The organism is Microbulbifer maximicatervae (SeqCode) (assembly GCF_052468155.1).
The window spans coordinates 3186137-3206936 of the sequence record NZ_CP174335.1 but is presented as its reverse complement, the minus strand read 5'-3'; the positions used below and the strand labels follow the sequence as shown (position 1 = coordinate 3206936).

12 protein-coding genes, 2 tRNA genes and 1 pseudogene are annotated in these 20800 nt (G+C 41.9%); 3 read left to right on the top strand and 12 right to left on the bottom strand.

Translation table 11 applies throughout. The features are described 5' to 3' along the window. Positions 1 to 1369: 1369 nt before the first annotated feature. From ACJJIY_RS13855 to cysC, 11 genes and pseudogenes are all read right to left on the bottom strand, one after another. The gene (locus ACJJIY_RS13855; protein WP_445358110.1) at positions 1370 to 3235 is read right to left on the bottom strand and encodes an acyltransferase family protein; all 1866 of its coding nucleotides are present in this window, start codon (positions 3233 to 3235) and stop codon (positions 1370 to 1372) included. 96 nt (positions 3236 to 3331) lie between these two features. Beyond that, positions 3332 to 6676: a glycosyltransferase gene (locus ACJJIY_RS13850; RefSeq protein WP_445358109.1), complete on the bottom strand. Its 3345-nt coding sequence runs from the start codon at positions 6674 to 6676 to the stop codon at positions 3332 to 3334. A gap of 67 nt (positions 6677 to 6743) precedes the next feature. After that, entirely contained in the window at positions 6744 to 8273 is a 1530-nt protein-coding gene (locus tag ACJJIY_RS13845) for a glycosyltransferase family 2 protein (protein WP_445358108.1), read from the bottom strand. 173 nt (positions 8274 to 8446) lie between these two features. Beyond that, the gene (locus ACJJIY_RS13840; protein WP_444897724.1) at positions 8447 to 8773 is read right to left on the bottom strand and encodes a hypothetical protein; all 327 of its coding nucleotides are present in this window, start codon (positions 8771 to 8773) and stop codon (positions 8447 to 8449) included. Between the two features lie 150 nt (positions 8774 to 8923). Further along, the gene (locus tag ACJJIY_RS13835; RefSeq protein WP_444897725.1) at positions 8924 to 10228 is read right to left on the bottom strand and encodes a nucleotide sugar dehydrogenase; all 1305 of its coding nucleotides are present in this window, start codon (positions 10226 to 10228) and stop codon (positions 8924 to 8926) included. 25 nt (positions 10229 to 10253) lie between these two features. After that, positions 10254 to 11124, bottom strand: a pseudogene (locus ACJJIY_RS13830) (NAD(+) kinase). 195 nt (positions 11125 to 11319) lie between these two features. Continuing rightward, positions 11320 to 12327, bottom strand: a complete 1008-nt coding sequence (locus tag ACJJIY_RS13825; RefSeq protein ID WP_444897727.1) for a 1-aminocyclopropane-1-carboxylate deaminase/D-cysteine desulfhydrase — start codon at positions 12325 to 12327, stop codon at positions 11320 to 11322. 654 nt (positions 12328 to 12981) lie between these two features. Next, positions 12982 to 13058, bottom strand: a tRNA-Asp gene (locus ACJJIY_RS13820). Positions 13059 to 13085: 27 nt separating this feature from the next. Next, positions 13086 to 13161, bottom strand: a tRNA-Val gene (locus tag ACJJIY_RS13815). A gap of 100 nt (positions 13162 to 13261) precedes the next feature. Further along, positions 13262 to 15628 carry a DUF6351 family protein gene (locus ACJJIY_RS13810; RefSeq protein ID WP_444897728.1) on the bottom strand — a complete coding sequence of 789 codons (2367 nt, stop codon included), beginning with the start codon at positions 15626 to 15628 and terminating at the stop codon, positions 13262 to 13264. 195 nt (positions 15629 to 15823) lie between these two features. Further along, positions 15824 to 16453 (bottom strand): adenylyl-sulfate kinase, encoded by a 630-nt coding sequence (gene cysC / locus ACJJIY_RS13805; protein ID WP_282932285.1) that lies wholly within the window; start codon positions 16451 to 16453, stop codon positions 15824 to 15826. Positions 16454 to 17481: 1028 nt separating this feature from the next. On the opposite strand from cysC, the gene nhaA reads away from it, so the two are divergent. Continuing rightward, positions 17482 to 18912 (top strand): Na+/H+ antiporter NhaA, encoded by a 1431-nt coding sequence (gene nhaA / locus ACJJIY_RS13800; protein WP_444897729.1) that lies wholly within the window; start codon positions 17482 to 17484, stop codon positions 18910 to 18912. 114 nt (positions 18913 to 19026) lie between these two features. Here the strand turns inward: nhaA and ACJJIY_RS13795 are convergent, their stop codons facing one another. After that, the gene (locus ACJJIY_RS13795) at positions 19027 to 19422 is read right to left on the bottom strand and encodes a universal stress protein (RefSeq protein ID WP_413662467.1); all 396 of its coding nucleotides are present in this window, start codon (positions 19420 to 19422) and stop codon (positions 19027 to 19029) included. Positions 19423 to 20350: 928 nt separating this feature from the next. Between ACJJIY_RS13795 and ACJJIY_RS13790 the strand changes: the two genes are divergently transcribed. Together ACJJIY_RS13790 and ACJJIY_RS22360 are read left to right on the top strand one after the other, a co-directional pair. Then, positions 20351 to 20455: a hypothetical protein gene (locus ACJJIY_RS13790; RefSeq protein WP_445358107.1), complete on the top strand. Its 105-nt coding sequence runs from the start codon at positions 20351 to 20353 to the stop codon at positions 20453 to 20455. A 7-nt stretch (positions 20456 to 20462) separates the two neighbouring features. After that, on the top strand, positions 20463 to 20726 hold the full coding sequence (locus ACJJIY_RS22360) for a DNA-processing protein DprA (RefSeq protein ID WP_507019903.1): 264 nt from the start codon (positions 20463 to 20465) through the stop codon (positions 20724 to 20726). Positions 20727 to 20800: the final 74 nt, after the last annotated feature.

The window sequence follows — 20800 nt, the reverse complement described above, 5'->3', positions numbered from 1 at the left end:
GCGCTCACCAAGCTTAATACGACCAGTCATTTATAAGAGGTTGAATATTTCTCCTTATGGCCCAATTACCACTTTTATGTAAAACCAAACCTTTTATGATGAAGGTATCCATAATGCACCCTTGGTAGCTTGGATGCTCATGATATTGATTAGCGGAGCTCTTAAGTTTTATGATGGACTGACTTGATAGAACAGCTCTGCCAAAACATCTATTACGCGGGAGTTCAGGACTTTACTTAGCTACTTATATACTAAAATTTATGGGCTAGCTCAAAAAATATAGAAGTTCTAAATAATAAATTCATATTTATACCGCCCATATACTTAGAATCTCAGCTCAGAACTGTTATGGCAACTTCATTTTTTTAAGAGGCACTTTGTCAAGTCCAGTCAAGTTCAGTATTCTAACCCTCCCTTCTGAGTCTCACCATATTCAAGTATACCCATCGGATCCAAACACTATAAGGTGTTAGATGTTAGGTGTTAGATGTTAGGTGTTAGATGTTAGATGTTAGATGTTAGATGTTAGATGTTAGATGTTAGATGTTAGATGTTAGATGTTAGATGTTAGATGTTAGATGTTAGATGTTAGATGTTAGATGTTAGATGTTAGATGTTAGATGTTAGATGTTAGATGTTAGATGTTAGATGTTAGATGTTAGATGTTAGATGTTAGATGTTAGATGTTAGATGTTAGATGTTAGATGTTAGATGTTAGATGTTAGATGTTAGATGTTAGATGTTAGATGTTAGATGTTAGATGTTAGATGTTAGATGTTAGATGTTAGATGTTAGATGTTAGATGTTAGATGTTAGATGTTAGATGTTAGATGTTAGATGTTAGATGTTAGATGTTAGATGTTAGATGTTAGATGTTAGATGTTAGATGTTAGATGTTAGATGTTAGATGTTAGATGTTAGATGTTAGATGTTAGATGTTAGATGTTAGATGTTAGATGTTAGATGTTAGATGTTAGATGTTAGATGTTAGATGTTAGATGTTAGATGTTAGATGTTAGATGTTAGATGTTAGATGTTAGATGTTAGATGTTAATCCAAGAAATTCTAACACCCTTCTATTACCCATAAATTAAAAGTACAGTGGTAGTAGCCAACACTACTGCAGAGTGGATTTAGAGAAGTATATGAATGTTTTTTATTTACAAGTTTTAGCTTTTCCCTACTTGTCAACCTGTCTTTTGTTTGATTAAGCAATTGTCTGTATAACTAATAGGGCCTACCCTTGAGCCTTCCTCTAGGCTCATTCTCCCTTATCAAAACCGGTAGGCCCATTTGCACAAATTGTAATCTGAACTGGACTAACCTTCTCCTCATGGTAGGTTAATGCAGATTTACACAAACTACTCCCTTAATTAAAAGCACACAAAAATTTAAGACAAGATAAACCAGTTGAGTTTATAAGTAGTTTGCCAATTTTTTGAGCTCCAGAAGGAGTCAAATGTCCTCCATCATAGGAAATTAAACTCTCCTCTGTAGCAAACTCTGGACAAACGCCATCACTACATAAAACGCTCATTTGATCGATAAATAGCAATTCACTACTTTTTTTCTTTAATATTGAGTTGATATTTTTTACTGATTCTGGCGGCTGAAAAGTTCTCTCCAGCCTATTGTCAAGTCTAGAATAATATTCCAACTTAGGCTTAGGGAACCATTTAGTTCCAACTACAAATATTTTTTGTTGCTCTTTTAGAGGCAATAGATTGATAGTATTATCAATATTCTCCGCAGCCCAGTCTCTCCACATACCTGCAAAGACTACTATATCTGCCTCCTCAAAAATCTGTAGATTTCTTCGTATAGATTTACCGTTTTTACAAAACGCCTTATCAGCTTTTAGAACATATTCAAAGTCTGAGTCTTTATGGTCAGCCTGAGATAAATAAATTTGGCACTTAACATGAACGTAATAGGTTACCACATTGTAATAATCCAAAACGCCAGTAGAATCTAAACTATTATATAAGTCCTGTGAAAAAGAATCTCCGACGATCAGCAGATTAGGCTTCTTACTGGTAGGGAAGCTATCAAAAGACTGGCTATTGTACTTACCTCTCACAAATTCTGAATTTTTTTCATTCTCATGAGCTTCAAAGAAATCTTTAACAGCATCTTTCTTTTCATTAAGGTACCCTTGACTTTGAATCAACACAAAGCTCAATATAAACGGGGTTAGCGTCAAGCTAGACACCCCGATAACTTTCCCAATGTTATAATTGGACTGGCGAAAAGGCCGCTCAATTAAATAATGGCAAAGAATAGCGAACACAAATGAGACAAAAAAAACAAAAACACAAAAAATGATATTTTCGCTTTCAATCAACTCTTTTAAAAAAACAATAACTGGCTGATGAACCAAGTATAGGCTATAGGAAATAAGGCCTATTTTCACAAGCAAACGACAAGATAATAATTTATTTATTAGACCGGAACTCTTCCAACCTATAATCATTGCGGCACCAAGTACCGGAAGAAGCGTGTATAGGCTAGGCCAGGGGAGAGTTGAGTCTATCAAGAAGTAGCAAGAGAGAATCAATAATAAGCCAGCAATCTGAATATATGATGCATACCTTTGAAGTGGCATTACATCTTCTCGCCTAAATGCCAAAAGTGCCCCGACACCAATCTCCCACATTCTAAATGGTAGCAAATAGTATGCTTCATTAACAAATCGAGTAGAAAGTGAGTCAGCTAGAAAAAAGCTGAAAGTAGTCAGTGCGGCCACAACCCCAAAACGAATGTTATTTCTCCACAAAAGAACCATTAAAATTGGGAAGAAAAGATAATACTGCTCCTCAACTGCCAGGCTCCAAGTATGAAGAAGCGGGTTTAATTCTGCCTCAGGGGAAAAATAATCCTGATTAGAGTAAAAATAAAAGTTCGAACTAAACAACAGTGCATATAAACTTGTAATAGATAATTCTAACACTCTCTCAGGGGGGAAAAGGAGCACTCCAAAAAAAACTGAGAGTGAAACAATAAAAAATAATAACGGGAGAATCCTTCGTGCACGCCTCAAATAAAAATCGAAAAAACTAAATGTACCCTTGGAAATCTCCCCCAATATGATACCTGTAATTAAGTAGCCACTAATCACAAAAAAAACATCAACACCAGCGAATCCTCCGGAAATATTAGTAACTCCCGCATGGAAAGCTATGACAGGTAAAACTGCTAAAGCGCGCAACCCATCAATATCCCGTCTATACTCCATTTTTTTAAAATCTCAAGAATAAAAAAATATAGGCACCTAATTAATATTAGGCGCCTTTTAAATGCAATAAATTATCTATTCCGGCATTTATCTTTTCTAAGGCGTCTCGATGACTATATAAGGGCACCTTTCTTGTTTTAAGTAATTTTCTTTCCCATTTACTACAAGATCTTCTAGGTTTTCAAAAATACAAGGAGCACTAGACCAGATGGAATCTGACTTATCCAATAGAAGTTCTTTAGAAAACAGAGTACGACTAAATATTTCAGTTACAGTTGAGTAATTTCCTTGAACTACAGAGTCAAACGTCGCCCCTTTACCTGACACACCCTGTGTAACCCCAGTAGGAACAACCATACTTTTGCTCGCTCTTGACAACGCTTCCATACGAGCTAAGTAGTCGTTAGCAAGAATATCCGTAGAATTAATAAAAGTCGTTAATTCTGCTTTACACTTTCCCATAATTCTATCGAAGAAATCCTTACTTGAATCACCTTCGCATTTAGAAATAATATTACTTACTCTAGTATTATACTTCATGTAAAGCTTTAATTCAGATGACCAATATTCAGAAAATTCTTTTTCCAGTGCAAAGATGATCGAATAATGTTCAAAGGATTGATTCGAAAGTGAACTTAGGCAACGAGACATTGTTTCACAGTTGTCAATCAAAATAACAACATCAATTCTCAACTTATTAAATTCTTCCTGCTCAGAATTTTTTAACCCCAATTTTAGTGGGTGTGAATAATACGGAAAATCGTATAAACTTAAATCCCAACCAGCTTTTTGTGAAAACTCTAGCTGATCTCTTGTTTCCCGAATTGAGCTTTCAGTTACATCGGCTATTACCAAATTTGGATAAATGGCGAATGAATTTTCTTGATAAGATCTATTAAGTGATCTAAGTGCTCCAGAATCAAAAGGCCAATCAAATTTACTAAGCTCATTTAAAAGAAAATCAAATGAAGTGTGATCAATCATGTATGCAAAGCTCCCATCAGCTCCACCACCTGGATAGTATAAGCTTCCTGAGTACATTGAGACTTTACTTCTCTCTAATTGAGTGCAGCCTAAATAAACAAGCTTCCAGTCCGTAGGCAGCTCGAAGCAAGCTTCCTCAAGCTTTCTTTGGAAGTCTTTATGCAAGATAACGTCATCATCAAAAACTGCAATTCTTTTTAGTCTCCGCTCTTTAGCTTCTTGAAGTAGGCCTTTCATTGTTAATAAATAGCCCCATGCTCCGGGAGACTGTATTAATTTTCGATTAATCTGCTTCTCTACCGGGTGAGTCAACCCCCCACCAAAGTATCTATCCCAATCTTTTTTATATTTTTTAGAATAACCATTTACAGCATCGAAACGCTCAACTTGAACTCCATGTTTGGCGAATCTGGTCGAAACAGCTTTCCATTTCTCTACTTGTTCAGTCAAATTTAGGACAAAAACGGCATCCACGTATTGATTCAAACCATAGCCCATTGAAAAGTGACCGCTCTCTATTAATCGCGCTTCAAGGTGATAGTTTTGAGGGCTTAGAAGAATCTGGCTACGCGAAGAGAAAGGAGACTTATGGCTCAGCTGTATAAACTGGCGACTATCATCTTGTACAAGCGCCATCCTACGAGCTCGTTCATGAGGATTTAATATTTGTTTAACTTTTTCACTACTCCAATCAACTGTCTCTTTGTAGTTTTCTCTCTGCCACATCCCTACAAGCTCCTCAGAACCCTTTGCATCCCACAAAGTTTCACTGCTATTAAAACCCGCACGGCAGCAGCGAGCCGTAAAGTCCATGTGAGAATGCCCTCTAAAAGGAAAGCTCAATGTGTCAAAATAACCAACCTTGTTTAGAACTTCAGGGGTAAAAGAAAATAGACACCCCATAGCTTCAATTGAAGAGACCGATGAGCTTAAAAGCTCTGTTGACTTACTATGCTTTGGTTTCTTCCACTCAGAATTGTGGTACACAAGGTGCCCAAAGCCACTATGAATTGCGGCTTCATAATATAATGAATCCCAACCCTCTTTTAAGAAATAGATATCATCGTTACACATCAAACCAAAATCAAAATTTGATGACTTAGATGCATCAAAAAGTGAATTTGATTGTCCCGCAATCGTCTTATTCTTGTTTTTGATCAAAATAATTTGGCAATTATATATATGTAAATTCTGTAAGTATTCTAAGGTACCATCTGTAGATCCATCATCTGCCACCACTAAAACCCAGTGAAATTTATCTGATCGAGTAGCAACAAATGTTTCTATGAATTTTTGTATGTACTCTTGCCTATTCCATGTTGTCACACACAAAGCAAAAACTGGCTTTTTCTTTTCAACATTGAGAGGCTCTACTCTAAAGTGGTCCCGCTTTCCATGTAACTTCTTATATCGCGACGGAAGGACATTACTATATTTTACCGACTCTGCAGTGCTACCAGCTTCAAGGCTAGTGACCTGCACCCCCCTACTGTTGGTGGACTTAGTTTTATTTACAAATTTTTCCTTTTGAAAATGAGCATTGGGTTGATGCTCCTCTTTAAGATCTAAGCCTTTATGCCTGGCCCTATTAAAAGATAAAAGATACCTTTTTATTTTTAGAGGTAATAAAAGCGGGAACCTTATACCTTTTACTATCACTTGGCCAATCTTAAATGAGTTGCTATTCAAGATTAACTGGTATTGCTCACCTAATGAGTCTCTTACATTATTTAGAGATTTCTCATGCTCCCTTTTCGTATTTTTTAACTCTTCTTCTTTCCTTTTTAGCTCTTCCTCTTTCCTTTTTAGCTTCTCTTCATTTTTATTAACTACATCTTTCAGTTCAGAATTTAGTGAAGAATAACTTATAATCTCGTCTAAGGTTTCCCTAACATTAAGAAACTCATTTTCTAAGATTTCCTTCAAATTATTCGCCTGGCTTTCAACATGACCTGAAACTGCATCTTTCTTTGAAGGATTATGTATAGCTGTTAGCTCTGTCAGGGCAGCTTCAAGATCTCCTTCAGCCCCTATATCTGACCAAAACCTAGGAAATTCAACCTCAATATTATCTAAATTAATTTGTATTTTATTGGATTTGTTTTGCAAAAATGCACCAATATTAGAGTTAACAGTTTCCCAGTAATCTAAACATTCATCCAGCCCGCCTGAATCCCTCATCAGAATTCCATGGGAGTAAGCTCGCATAATACTTTGCTCAAAGTCCCATCTTTTATTGTAACTATGAGCTGTTTGAACCCGATCTCGAGTTAAGTGTACATAATACGCATCATTACCATACTGTTTTTCCAATAAACCCAACATCCATGACAAGCGATTATCAACTTCAATATGGAATTCGGGGAACCTCCCCCTCTGAGATGCAAGCAAACCACTCTGAGATTCATGCCCTGATGTATAATTGATCATATGCTCACAAGCTTTTGCAAATGACATAGACCCACATCGCCCTGTACATAGTACAAAGATATTCAAAACTTATCCCTCACAACTTCTCATAATATCAAACATTTTTCTTTGGAATGAAAAGACGGCTATCATCATAGATAACCTTGTATCTTCTCTGCTTTTCTTCTCTATTTGTCACGGAAGCATATTGGCTTCCCCAGGAAATAGCACAACGATAGTCATTACTGTTTTCATGCTGAAGAGTAATATAGTGATTACTCCCCAAGGCGTCGAAAAATGAAGCCTCTTTGTTAAAGCCTAAGCGAGAACATCTAGCTGAAAAATCTATATGCCATTGACCTCTTACCGGAAAATTTTTCTCGTCACAATAACCGACCTTTTCAAGTACTACTTCAGTAAAAGTAAACAAACAACCCATGCAACTATAACAGTCAACAAAAGCCTCACACGTACCTGATGGATCAACGACTCTATTTTTATTAATATCTTCTAGACTATTAACGTCTTCGTTTTCATACTTTATTTCTGGATTGAAATAACATAGATGGGCATACCCACTTGATTTGATAGCATTAATATAGAGAGAATCCCACCCCTTTTTTTTAAAGAGCAAGTCATCATCTATCAAAAAAGCAAAATCAAAACCAATGTTTTTACAAAGATCAAATATAGTATTAGTCTGGCCTACTGCATACTTTCTTCTATTTTTTAAAATATGCAGCTCAAATGGAAAATCGAGCATTTCTAAATATTCTAGAGTGCCGTCAGTGGAACCATCATCAGCCACAATCACCACCCAATCATACTTAGGGTCAGCAGATGCCAACCAAGTTTTCAGGCACTCTGACAAATAATCTAGTCGATTATAAGTCTTTATGGCTATAATTACTTTCTCTCTTCCTGGTACTTTTTTTAAGGAGCTTTTTCTACTCGACAGCAAACCAGTGCAATCACTATCAGCCCCCTCAAAACAAGCACTCTCTAAATTCTCTAGACTCTTCTCTAACCGCCAAATGCCAAAATCATTTTTAGAGTTGTTTATTAAATCTCTATTTCCTGGAACTAAGAATAAAGGCGGGAAGTTTTCTGTACAATTATAAAATCCCAGCATAAAGTTGATAGACTTTAAGGGTTCGAGAACTCCTCTCGAAAAAACATCACGATGAAAGGCCGAGCCAAATATACTAAGGAAATGGACTTGAGTAGGGGATTTTTTTTTATCTGAGGCGTAAAATGGATGAATGGCGCTATTTTCATGGCCAAATTTATATAGCCCTCCTTGAATACCCACAACCGCCTGCCGCTTTAAGTCCTCAATATATCCACAAAGGCAAGCAGCATAGTTATTGGGGTAGATCAAGCTGTTATGACAGATCAGGATATATCCGTGGTGCGAATCAATTTCATAGCTCAGCTCTTCCAATATAGCATTTTCATTTATCCGCTTAAATTTAACTTGAGAGCTATAATTTTGATTTAAATTGTCACTATTAGAAAAACTCAGATAAGTTATATGCTCTACCTGCGGCAATAAAGAATTAATAGCTCTTTCGGCTACCAAAGCAGAGCTGGCTCCACCTAATATTATCGCCTTCCTACCCAACTTTTCATTTTGATTCATCATGTACAGAGCTCGAAATTATTGAAGAAACGTTTACGCTCGCCGATAAAATTCTACCCTTATATAAAATAATCAAATGTCATATCAGTAAGCCAGCCTCAATATAGATAGACACAAAGTCCTAGAAATTTCCTATAACAATAAATCCCTTCTGAAAAGACAGGCATACAACCAACTTAAATATCTCCATTTTTTAATGCTACCTCACCTCTAACTTCACATCTTAATAAATAAAGGTCTCTAACTAGTCGAATAAGAGACAACGGATTTTTTTTACTGCTGACTACCAACTCACCTGCCCGAAAAATAAACCCAGCTTTTACATCCTCATACGCCTCTTTTAATATCTCTTTTTGCTTCTCAGAAACTAAAAGCTGCATATGTATTTCACGTACTTTTCTCTTAAGTAATCTTAACTCAATATTTTTTTGCATTAGCAAACTATAATGGCCTGGGTCTTCAATTAAGGAGGCCTTATAATCTTTGGATTTGGAGTTCATCATTCAAAATCAGGACCAAAATAAATGCCAATGCGTATGATAAACACGCTTGACAAGAGCGTTGCTGGGAATTTACATCCAAGACCGTGAATATTCGGACTATTAAGCTCAATCAATCTCACCAAATCTATTAACAGCCCGAATTAATTATAACTATGCCTTTACTATATTACCTATTTTCTTTGTATAACGACCTCTTGTATCAACCAATAATTGTGATTTTTCAGCGAGTAATTCATAGTCAAACGCATCATGGTCTGTTGCTAGCAAGACTAAATCATAATTTAGCAAATCAACCTGATTAAGGTTGACGCTTGACATTGAGAAATCATACTTACGCATTTTAGGAATTGAGGGTACATGCGGATCAGAATATGATACGTCCGCACCCAAATCTAGTAACATTCGCAAGAGCTCCATAGATGGTGATTCTCGCATGTCATCTACGTTTTTCTTATAGGCAATACCTAGAATCAGAATTTTACTGCCATTTACTGACTTTTTTACACTATTTAAAGAGGCGACTACCTTATTTACGACCCATTCTGGCATCATAGTATTAATTTCACCAGCCAACTCAATAAAACGAGTATGTAGGCCATACTCCCTTGCTTTCCAGGTTAGGTAAAATGGGTCAATAGGGATGCAATGTCCCCCTAGACCCGGACCAGGATAGTACGGAGTGAATCCAAATGGCTTTGTTGCGGCAGCTCGAATCACTTCGTGGATATCAATTCCCATGGCATCAGCAACAATTTTCATCTCATTAACCAAGCCTATATTTACCGCCCTATGAATATTTTCAAGCAGCTTTGTCATTTCAGCAGCTCCCACCGAGCTAACAGGAACTACTTTATCTATGACCTCATTATAAAGTGCGACTCCGGCATTCAGGCACGCTGCTGTATATCCACCGCATACTTTTGGAATATTCTGAGTGCTAAAATTTTTATTGCCGGGATCCTCTCTTTCAGGCGAATAGACAATATGCACATCCTTACCAGCAATCAGTCCAGCTTTCTCTACTCGAGGCACCACTTCTTCTTCAGTGGTACCAGGGTACGTAGTACTCTCTAGCGATACCAATTGCCCTTTACGAAGATAAGGCAGCATTTTATCCAGCGTTCCAGTTACAAAAGAGAGGTCCGGCTCGCGATATCTATTAAGGGGAGTGGGAACACAAAGAATCAACGCATCGACTTCCAGCATCTTTGAAAAATCAGTAGTCGCACTTAAGCCCTTCTCGCTTGCATTACGAACTTGCTCGCATGGAATATGCTCTATATAGGACTTTCCCACATTGATTGCTTCTGCTTTTGATTCATCGATATCAAATCCGACTGTAACGAACCCAGCCTCAGCAAAACGAATTGAAAGTGGTAAGCCGACGTAGCCGAGACCCACGATCCCAACTATAGTTTCTTTGGACTTAATTTTTTTTATAAAAGCTTCAGACATATCTAGTAACTCCGAAATGAAATCATCAGTTCAGCCAACCTAGCTTTGAACGGCATGTTTCGTAAAAGTTGTGATCAATCGGGTGGATCAGTGTCAACCGATGCGGTTTCTTATGAATACGTACAACATCTCCAGGCTTTGTAATGACCTGATCGTGCCCATCGCAAGTAACATGGGGGTTTGTGGTATTGTGTTCACCCACTATGATTTTGAATTCGCTGCTCCCTTCCACAACAATCGGACGACTACTGAGTGTGTGTGGGTTCAAAGGAACTAAGACGATAGCATCCAATTTGGGGTGCATAATCGGTCCTCCACCAGAAAGGGCATAAGCGGTAGAACCTGTAGGTGTAGAGACAATCAATCCATCAGAGCGCTGGGTATAAACAAATTGACCATCTATGAAAAGGTTGAATTCGATCATGCGGATAAACTCGCCCGGATGCAGCACCACATCATTCAGGGCGGATCCTTTGCCAATAGGCTTGCCCTCTCTGGTCACCGACATATCAAGTAGAAAACGGCTTTCGGCCATATACTTACCAGACAATACCTCACCAACTTTTTGCTCAATCTCATCAGGGGTAATATCAGTGAGGAAACCCAGCCGTCCACGGTTAATTCCGAGTAAGGGAACGCTGAATTTAGCCAGGGCGCGAGCGGCAGCTAGCAGGCTACCATCCCCACCAACTACAATTACTAAGTCGCAGAGCTTCTCCCAGCTTTTCTTTAGAAGATACGCGAGCATTATTGGCTGTGACCGCAGTTGAAGTCTCCTTCTCCAGTACAACCGCATAGCCTCCTCTCTCGAGAAACTCGCTCAAACGCTTGAGTGATAGTACAGCGCTATCACTCTCTATACGGCCAATCAAGCCGATATTAAAAAATTCCGACACCGCTTCCCCTCTGGGTGGCCGAACCAAGGCCTTACAAATAACACTTTGCCAACTTGATACCCACCACTACCAGGTAAGTCCGATAGTCATAGCTTCTCTAAATGTGACAGGCAATTATGCCTTAGCTTGGTACGTGAGTCGAATTACGGATGACAAGTCAGAGGTCGGGCACCGTCGAATGACCACACCCTTAATTCAGTCGGCACAATGGAATCCGCGCCGACCCTGCAGTCCCCCAGAGTGCAGAGCTAAAACCTTAAATCCGCTGCAAATACGGCCAGCGCGGACCTCTTGAGAAAGAGCATATAAAAGTTTTGCAGTGTAGATAGGATCCAAGGGGATACCGGACTGACGCTCGAAAGACTGATGAAAATCCAACAGCCGACCGGGGTACTTGCCATAGCCTCCACAGTGATACTGATTGGTCAAATGAATATTATTCATAGTGATACATGAATTATCAGAGGCATTGCCTCCCGACAACACCGCCCGCCAATGTCGCACTTCTCTACGAATGCCGTCCCCGGCCTTTAATACCTCAACACCATGTACCGGGAAACTGTCTATAGATGAACTCAGCCCGCCCAAAGTTAACCCAGTGCCACAAGCGACCCAGAGCTGGTCGAATTTAATCGGGGCTGTCTCTTCAATAATTTGACCCAACAGGCTCACCCCCCTTGCTCCAGCAAAGTTTGCCCCACCTTCCGGGATGTAGAGCCCGCAGTTTGGCTCTAGCCCAATTAGCCCCAAAAAATCGGGATGATGGCGAAGTCGGTACTCTTGTCGAGAGATAAAGATTAATCGCATCCCTAACCGCTCTGCATCCTGAAGCATGCCACTCATCACAGGCGGTCGTTGGCCACGAACGACACCAACTGTACGAAATCCAAACCGCGCCCCCGCTGCTGCGGTGGCATGCAAATGATTTGACCAAGCGCCACCGCAAGTAATCAGGACCTCAAAGCCCCTCTCGCTCGCTTCCGTTAGGTTGTATAGGAGCTTATAGGCCTTGTTTCCTGAAATTAGAGGGTCCAAAAGGTCATCTCGACGAACCCATAGCTCAATCCCTGAGAACTGATCACTATCAACTCTTTGATAAGGGATTGCCCGTGCTGCATCGAGAATACTTTTCAAATTGAGGCAAGTTAAGTAGCGAATTTGTATAGCCCTCTTTACCAGGTAAATACTCAGAGATTCACCCATTAATTCATACGGTCGAGCTTTGTAAATCAAAGCAAAAAACCATTGCTCTGAAAGATACGCCCCTTCTACATATCATTTCAGGCAAGGGGTGAAGGACTCCTAATAAAACAACATCGAACCCAAAGCCTGCAACTGACACTTAATAAGCGGTATTACATTTACCAAAAATTACATCACCACAATTACCAGTCATTAATCTAGCCAAGGCAAATCGCACTTATTAAGCAAATCATTATCAGCCAGCTGCTATCAGAAAACCAAAACTAATCGCCGAAATCAATTATTCTAATTAAGCAAGCTTCCCTACTGGCACCCTTCTTTATTCGACTGACAGGCGCCACTAAGGCTTTTTAAATCGCGCCCCTGCAAAAGGAAAACCTTTACTGGCTTCACCCTCTTTCAGGCGAGAAAGACTAAACAGTGTTCCACAATATTCCTGCCAATGCTCAAATCCACTAGCCTAAAATTAGAAAATTGAGATTGAATCCTTAGCACACTTCCAATCGGTAAGGGCAAGTTAGCCATATAGAAAATCAAATCTGTCGAGCCATCTTACACTGGGCGAAATGAACTAAAGCTCCAGTCTGCCCCCCTCAGGCTTATTTTTCCGCCATAAAAAAAGGCCCCCTCTCTCGAGGGGGCCTTTTTCGTATCTGGCGGACCGGACGGGACTCGAACCCGCGACCTCCGGCGTGACAGGCCGGCATTCTAACCAACTGAACTACCGGTCCTCGGTAGTAAACTTCCTCTATGGAAGTTGGTGGGTGGTACAGGGGTCGAACCTGTGACCTACGGCTTGTAAGGCCGTCGCTCTCCCAACTGAGCTAACCACCCGGTGCTCTTTGCTATAGGGGCCGTGCCCCCTTGAGCGACGCGCATATTACCCGACTGTAGATTCCTGTCAACAATTTTCACGCCAAATAATCACGTCCGATTAATTTCCATCCGATTCGTCTGGTAAAGAGACAGGAACCCCCCTCATTTCAGCCTCTTCAGTACTTGCTCCCTGCAAGACCTTACCCTGCCGATAGTCTGGGTCTAGCAGATGCCCAGCTATCTTCACAGGTATCCCCCTCGGTATCAGCTGCTCTTTTGGGCGGGCCAAGTCTTGCTCGTTGTAATTACACACACCAGTAGGAAATATTCTCTTTAGATCTGCCACACGACTGGAAATTTCCTCAGTGAATGGACCGTAGATCCCCTTCGCCAACGCCCGCTCAACCGGCTGTAGAGCGCACTTAAAGACATCATCGGTCACCGGTGCCCCCGCCACTTGCCTTGATGTACTATGAATCGGGTATACCCTCATACACTTCCCGGGAGCCTGGCTATTCCAGGGGCCATTCCAGACCTTGCCTCCAGACGCTAGCAAATTTCCTTCCTTGTCAAAGCATCGATCATTGGCGTCATCCGGGCGGTTTTCCACTACACCTTTACCTGGGTTTTCTATGATGCTCTGCATCCAACGGTCAACTAAATCCAGCGCCTCATGCAGCGGGTTGTAGCCTTTGTCACTCATCCAAATCAGTTGATTCTCCGCATGTCCACGGGCGCGCCGAATACGCTCGCGTGCAGAAAAAGAGGCAGAGCTGTGGTGCATATCAGGCTCTTTATCGAGGTAGTGCCGCAAATCAATAATAGGAATCTCTACATCCCCCAGGAAAACGTGCCCGGAACGATATATTCCATTAATAGCCTCCAGACTTGCGCGGCTGCGCTTCGCCGGCTTTTGGAGTGTTCCCATATTGAGGTTTTGCTCGCTCCAAAGGGACAAGCGAACCGGAAACATATTCCCATTCATAAACCATAACTGCTCTTGGCTCTGGTCTTCTGGCACTTTCCAGCCACCTACAGCAGCATTGACACGTAAAAATGTATCTATATTGATTTCGCCGTTCACCAGGGCTTTCAGGCCGTACTGCACCCCCTCATTGTCCCAAGAACTATTTGCGTACCCTGATGCGTTTGCACCATAAAATTGGCGAAGGTCCTCCCAGTGCGTCCAATGCACTTTTGGGACAACCTCAGCAGCGAAACTCTTAGCAAAGTGAACAAAGTTAGGGTTATTAACCAACGGTACTAAGCCTCGCCACCCTTCGACACATTCAGTGGTTCCCTGCATCCTATCTCGGTAACGACTATCAAAAATCCCAGCAAAAAAGCTCAACACTCCAAATTTACTTGAACCATTCTCACTGGCAGCTAACCCCTGGATAACCGTGCGCTCCTCTGCTTTTTTCCAGCGCTGATTCTGCCTATCCACAATGTCAAAAAAGTACTCCAGTGGCTCACAGTCGAAGGCATAAATTGTTTGGGACACCATATCTGGGTAGGAATACAAGGGGATAGCAGCATCTAAGAGGCCCGGTGCATTCTGCGCAAATAGATACTGCTGGATCGCTCCACCTGACCCCCCAATGCCAACGGTGTACATTGGCTCCCCATATAACGATACAAATTGCTTTTTCACCCTACGAGCAGTGTCTTCTGCCAGCCACATGTTGTAGTGGTTTCTAGTCTGATTGGCGGTCGAATAGACAATCGCATAACCGCGCGCAAGCTCATCCATTCGCCGCGTGGTGATATCTCCTTTGTTGATTTTTCCCTGGCGCCCTCCAATGCCTACGCCACCACGGAACTGATAGATCAGCCGCTTATTCCAGTTACTACCACTTGGCCTACCTGCAGACTCACCCTCGCCCCTCAATACTGCTATTGCATAAAAGTGACGGTTGATCGTGCCTGTCTCTACACGAACAATAAAATCTACCTGCTTCCCGTTTACCGTCACCTTATCGATATCATTTCTGGCCTCATGCAGATAGTGAAACTGGCCATCAGTGGTACTACGGTAAAAATAGGTAACCTCTGTAGCGTGACTGCAATCCCGGCTATACCCAATAACCTCTTTTGTCTTCCTGCCCTTATCATTTAGAGCAAAGATAGGCACCCCTTCACCATCCTGGTTATCTACCAGGGGCTGCTTATTTGTAATATTGTTTTTCCCGCAATAAAGAGGGTACCTGGCTGGGCCACTGAATAGAGTCTCTACAGGCCCTACTTCTCCCAAGCCAATAGGAAATGGGAAATATTCAGGCGGGCGGGACATCATTCGGGGGTGAGGACCGGAATAAGCTGGCGCAGGTTGATAGTCCAACACCCCTTCAGGAACCTTCAACACCGGAGCATCTACGCTCCCGTGGACTTTTGGCAGCTGGTTATACCCATACCAAGCTGCTGCCCCCAGGCCCACTAGCACCAAGAGCAAAATAGAGAGTATCCAGCCTCTCCTAACGGACATAAGCGCCTCCACAGGAAACATCACTTTCTGTACAGCTTGAGTATATGAACGGATGTCCCAGGCTACTGGCAGTTGGCGCCGAGGAAGACTTAAAGAGAGGCAGGACTTGTAGAGCGATGCGCAGAAGCGCAAATATCTTTAGGACAAAAACAAAAAAAGGGAATCTCCTGATCCCCTTTTCGAAAGCAGTACCGCCTAGTCTTTAGCGATAATGCCTTTCTCTTGGAGAGTGGAGAGAATCACTTCTACTTCCTCTTCAAGAGTCATTTCAGCAGTATTCAGGTGCAATTCTGGTGAAACAGGTGCCTCATAGGGATCATCTATACCAGTAAAACCTTTGATCTCACCTGCGCGAGCTTTCTTATACAAGCCTTTGGGGTCGCGTGCCTCAGCCTCTTTCAGTGGGCAGTCTACGAACACTTCCATATACGGAAGATCTCCTGCTTCATGCATCTTTCTTACTAAATCACGATCTTCACGGTACGGACTGATAAAACTGGATAAAACAACCACGCCAGTATCCGCAAACAACTTGGAAATTTCGCCTACACGTCGGATATTTTCCTGGCGGTCCTCAGCTGAGAAGCCAAGGTTAGAATTGATGCCCAAGCGGATGTTATCGCCATCCAGACGGTAACTGAGCACGCCACGAGCAGCCAGAGCCTTCTCTACGGCAACAGCCACAGTGCTCTTACCAGAGCCCGAAAGGCCGGTGAACCAGAGGGTCACGCCTTTGTGGCCGAGGATACTCGCCCGGTTTTCGCGGGTCACATCACCCTCATGCCAATGGACATTGGTCGCTTTTTGCTCAACTGTAGCTGTCACTGATTACTCCAAATCTTGAATACAATCCTAGTGTCACAGGTATCAAGCATTTCACTGCACTCTGTGCCAATGCCTGCCTGTGATGTGGGCGCTAATTATTGAGTATTTGGGCGGTAAGCGTAAAGCCCTCTGTTATAACGTGTCTATTCAACTCAAAGTCTTAAGTGCATAAGCAACAAAGTGGCATTGTTCTAATAGTGGGGCCGAATGGGCAAAATAACTCTATAGACAGGACTTTTTTGCTTGGAATCTGCTCCAGTGGTACTACTGCAGGCAGCATCATTAAACCATTCTGCCACTAGCATCCCTTCGTTACGCTAAGGCTGAGTGGGACATCAGGTTGTTACACTAATCCATCTATAACTAGGTACTTCTATTAGCTATTGAGTGAAATAAAGAATGGAGCAAGAAGTATCACTAGTCACAAACGCTCGCAACCAATACCCATCTACATATTTTGTAAATCTATAAATTCTCACCGGGGATGTAAGCCCTTTCCGGTAGCCCCTTTTACTCGCTCCAATGAACTATATGCCGTTGAATCATCAGCAGGAAAGCAAATAGCAGCTAGGGAAATTTGGCAAGGAGGTTCCTATACAATGCTACCCTCCTTAACCTCAAGCAAAGAAACTTAGGAACATCGCTACCCTATTGGACTAGCTAGGCAAACCAAAGTAGACCATTCAAATCCATAGACAATTGATTATTATAGTTAACATAAAAAACTATTATTCTTTACAATCCGAATACACTAAAATTTCATGGCCTTAGACTCAAGCTTGTCACCTTCCAATAAAAAGCGTCATTTAATTTCAAATCATCAACACCCTCAACTTTCTCACACGAAGCAAACAAACCCCCAACAATTGCGCAGGTTTTCTCATTCATCATATTTGCGACCGGCTACCGAGTGACGCGCTTTAATCTAGTTAAAAATACAAGTTCCATGGTAATCTTTGGGCCTGAATTGAGAAAAAACAGCCCTATATTTCTTAGGGTTTATAGCCGATAAAGGAGGATGCTCAACGATGAGTAAAGGGGTTTTAAATAGATTTAAAATTCGCAAAGGAAAAATTTTTGAAGCCCCGCTAGAAGAGGCATTTGGTCGCCTGGTTACTCCTTTTGAGGAATTTATTCATCGCCAAAGCAGCAGTGGTATATTACTAATGCTCTCTGCGCTTATCGCTTTGATTATTGCCAACTCTCCTCTGCAAGAGGCTTACAAGCACCTACTTCATATGCCTATTGCGATAGGTGCAGGAGACTGGACATTTTCCCTTTCCCTGCATCACTGGATCAATGACGGCCTAATGGCCATCTTTTTCTTTCTGGTAGGCTTGGAATTAAAACGAGAGTTTCTTGTGGGAGAACTCTCAGATCTCCGTCAGGCAGTACTACCTGTGATGGCCGCTATCGGCGGCATGGTGGTGCCCGCCCTACTATACAGCTCCCTTAATTTAGGTACCGAAGCCGGTCCAGGCTGGGGTATCCCGATGGCAACAGACATTGCCTTTGCGGTAGGCTGTATTGCACTACTAGGCAACCGTGTACCACGAGCAGTAGTGACCTTTTTGGTCGCACTAGCGATCGTAGATGATTTAGGGGCAATTCTCGTTATTGCCATCTGGTACACAGAGCAAGTAAACATGACAGCGCTCATCGCATCAGGTGGCCTGGTTATAGTGCTCGGGCTTCTCAATGCTGCGGGTATTCGCCGATCCGCAGCCTATGTCTTTGTTGGAGGTCTATTGTGGTACGGACTTCACTCAGCCGGTGTCCACGCTACTCTCGCTGGTGTCATTACCGCTATGGCACTACCTGCCAAGCCAAAATACGATCCTGTAGCATTTAGTACCTTCGTAAAAGATATCATTCGCAGCTTCGACCGCTGCTTCCGCCCAGGCGACAAGATTATCGCTAACGATGATTTACGAGCTCGCGTAATGGGCTTGGGTAATGGCGTGAACTTAGCCCAATCTCCGCTACAACGAATGGAGACTCGCCTGCACATACCGGTCGGGTTTGTAGTGATACCTATCTTTGCACTAGCTAACGCGGGAATTCCGGTCGACAGCTTCAGCAGCTCCGAAGCAGTACTCAACCCGGTCACTCTCGGGGTTATCTTTGGCTTGGTGGTCGGTAAGTTGCTTGGGATTGTAGGGGCCACTTGGGTAGGTTGGAAGCTAGGTTGGGGCCAATTACCCAAAGCGGCGAATTTCCAACATATTGTCGGTGTAGCATTGCTCGCAGGTATTGGGTTCACCATGTCCATTTTTATCGCCGAACTAGCATTTAGCTCGCAAAATGAACTGCTTATTCAGGCGAAAGCCGGCATTCTATTAGCATCGGTTATCGCTGGGACAGCTGGCTTTTTGGTGCTGCGTAATGCTCCCGCCTCAGAAGACAATGAAGTCAAGGGCGAGGAGCCAGATTACCCGGCCCAAGCTACGTCCAACTAAACAGCAACATTCAAAATAGGCCGGGCAAACTCCGGTTGCCCGGCCTACAAAAAGCGTGATCACTAATAAGGAACGAATAGAAGGCAAACTTTAAATCGACTATGGCCCTATAACTTAGATTCGAACCAAAGTTACATCACAATGTGCATAGTTCACTATGCTATTAGCGGTAGAACCAATCAGGGAACTCAAACCTTTCTTGGAGTGAGTTCCCAGAACTATCAGATCCACCTTCCTTTTTTCAGCTTCCTTACAGATAACCTCATAAGGCTTTCCCACTTTAAGGGCCCGATTTCTCTTGCTAACCCCAAAGTCTTCCGTAATCTCCTCAAACTTCGGAATTGCACTCTCTTTCAGCTCTTTTTGATAATCCTTGGGCAGGAAGCTATAAGGCAGCACATTTAAAACTACTAGCTTGCTATCAAATTTCTTAGATAATTCTACCGCTTTAGACAACACATACCTCCCTTCTTGAGACGCTTCTATAGCGCAAAGGATAGTATTGTACATATTCCCCCTCCAGTATATTTGACTAATAACAACTGAACTTATCGAGCACCGATTCCACCACAGCTTAAATGAAAAGAGTTCGAAGCACAAAGAGGAAAAATTAAAAAATCAATCTAATACCACCTATTTTGTATTCAACCCGAGCGGACTAAAACCTCGATTACGGCACAACTCTCAAACAGTCATAGGAGGTCAGAAGTTATCATTTTCTTGACCAAACCTCCCGCGAGCTTTAAAAAATTAAAGGTCGAGGAGATATAAGCAACAAACGAACAGGACACATCTGCGTCGCACGCAAACAATTATTACTATACGATGAACATCTTTATCCACGCAGATGATATCAATAGAATAACTTCCAACTTCAGCAAAATGTATACCTAATAACATCTCATATACAGCCCTAGCTCTCTTCTATTTTGGCACAAGTCTATCTCACAAAAAATCCATTACCAGAAGACACCAATTACAGGGCTTTCTGTTATTTTTAAACTGTCAACTCATCGTTTTCAACAAGTCTCGCCCTAAATCTGATTGTATAACTTAAGGCAACTATGACATTACATTCCCAGCCCCGCACCCAAAACAAAGCTTCATTTCAGAAGCCTACTGTTTCTCCAACAGGATTTGTATTATAAACGCGGGGTCACTCAAAGGCCGAAAGAAACCTGATATGAAAGCCTCATGTGTTGCGGCTATGACTTTTTGTTAGCTGTCTACGCGTTAATGAGATTTGCTAGAAAGTATGGGGACTCTTTTGGCTTGCACAATGGTAGTAGTCAAGATTCAACGTGGTAGTTGCAAATATCCCTATGGACTAGAAGACACTCCCAATTCCCTCTCGACTGTATGTGCACGCGGTAATATTAGCTTACTTAAGTAGCCTAGCATTGCAATAATTGGATCCAGAGATACGACAAAAAATGGAATGAAAATGGCTCAAAAAATGGCCAGCCATATTTCTTCTAGAAACAATGTCGTCGACAGCGGGCTAGCCCTGGAAATTGACACAACAGCCTGTAGAGAATGCTAGCTTCTAATTGCAGTCTCACCGACGGATTGCATACAGCAAACCGAAGGTCGAATTATCGACTAACAATGTAAGTATTAGAAAGTGGAGGCCTGTCGGTATCAGAGCACACCTCCCCAACAGTACTTTTTTTGTATACCGAAATAGATTGCAGCTAGGTCTTTCCCAACCCTCATTAATTGTTGAATCTGAAGTTTCGGTAGGCTCAATGAAGTATGTAGATTTCTGCCTCCAGGCTAAACACAAACTCTTTGTATGCTACTTTTGCCCATAAAGATCGATATCACCGTCTCCTAGGACCTTAAAAAGTCAATAAAGCACTGACTTTTTAAGGTTGAAATTATCAAG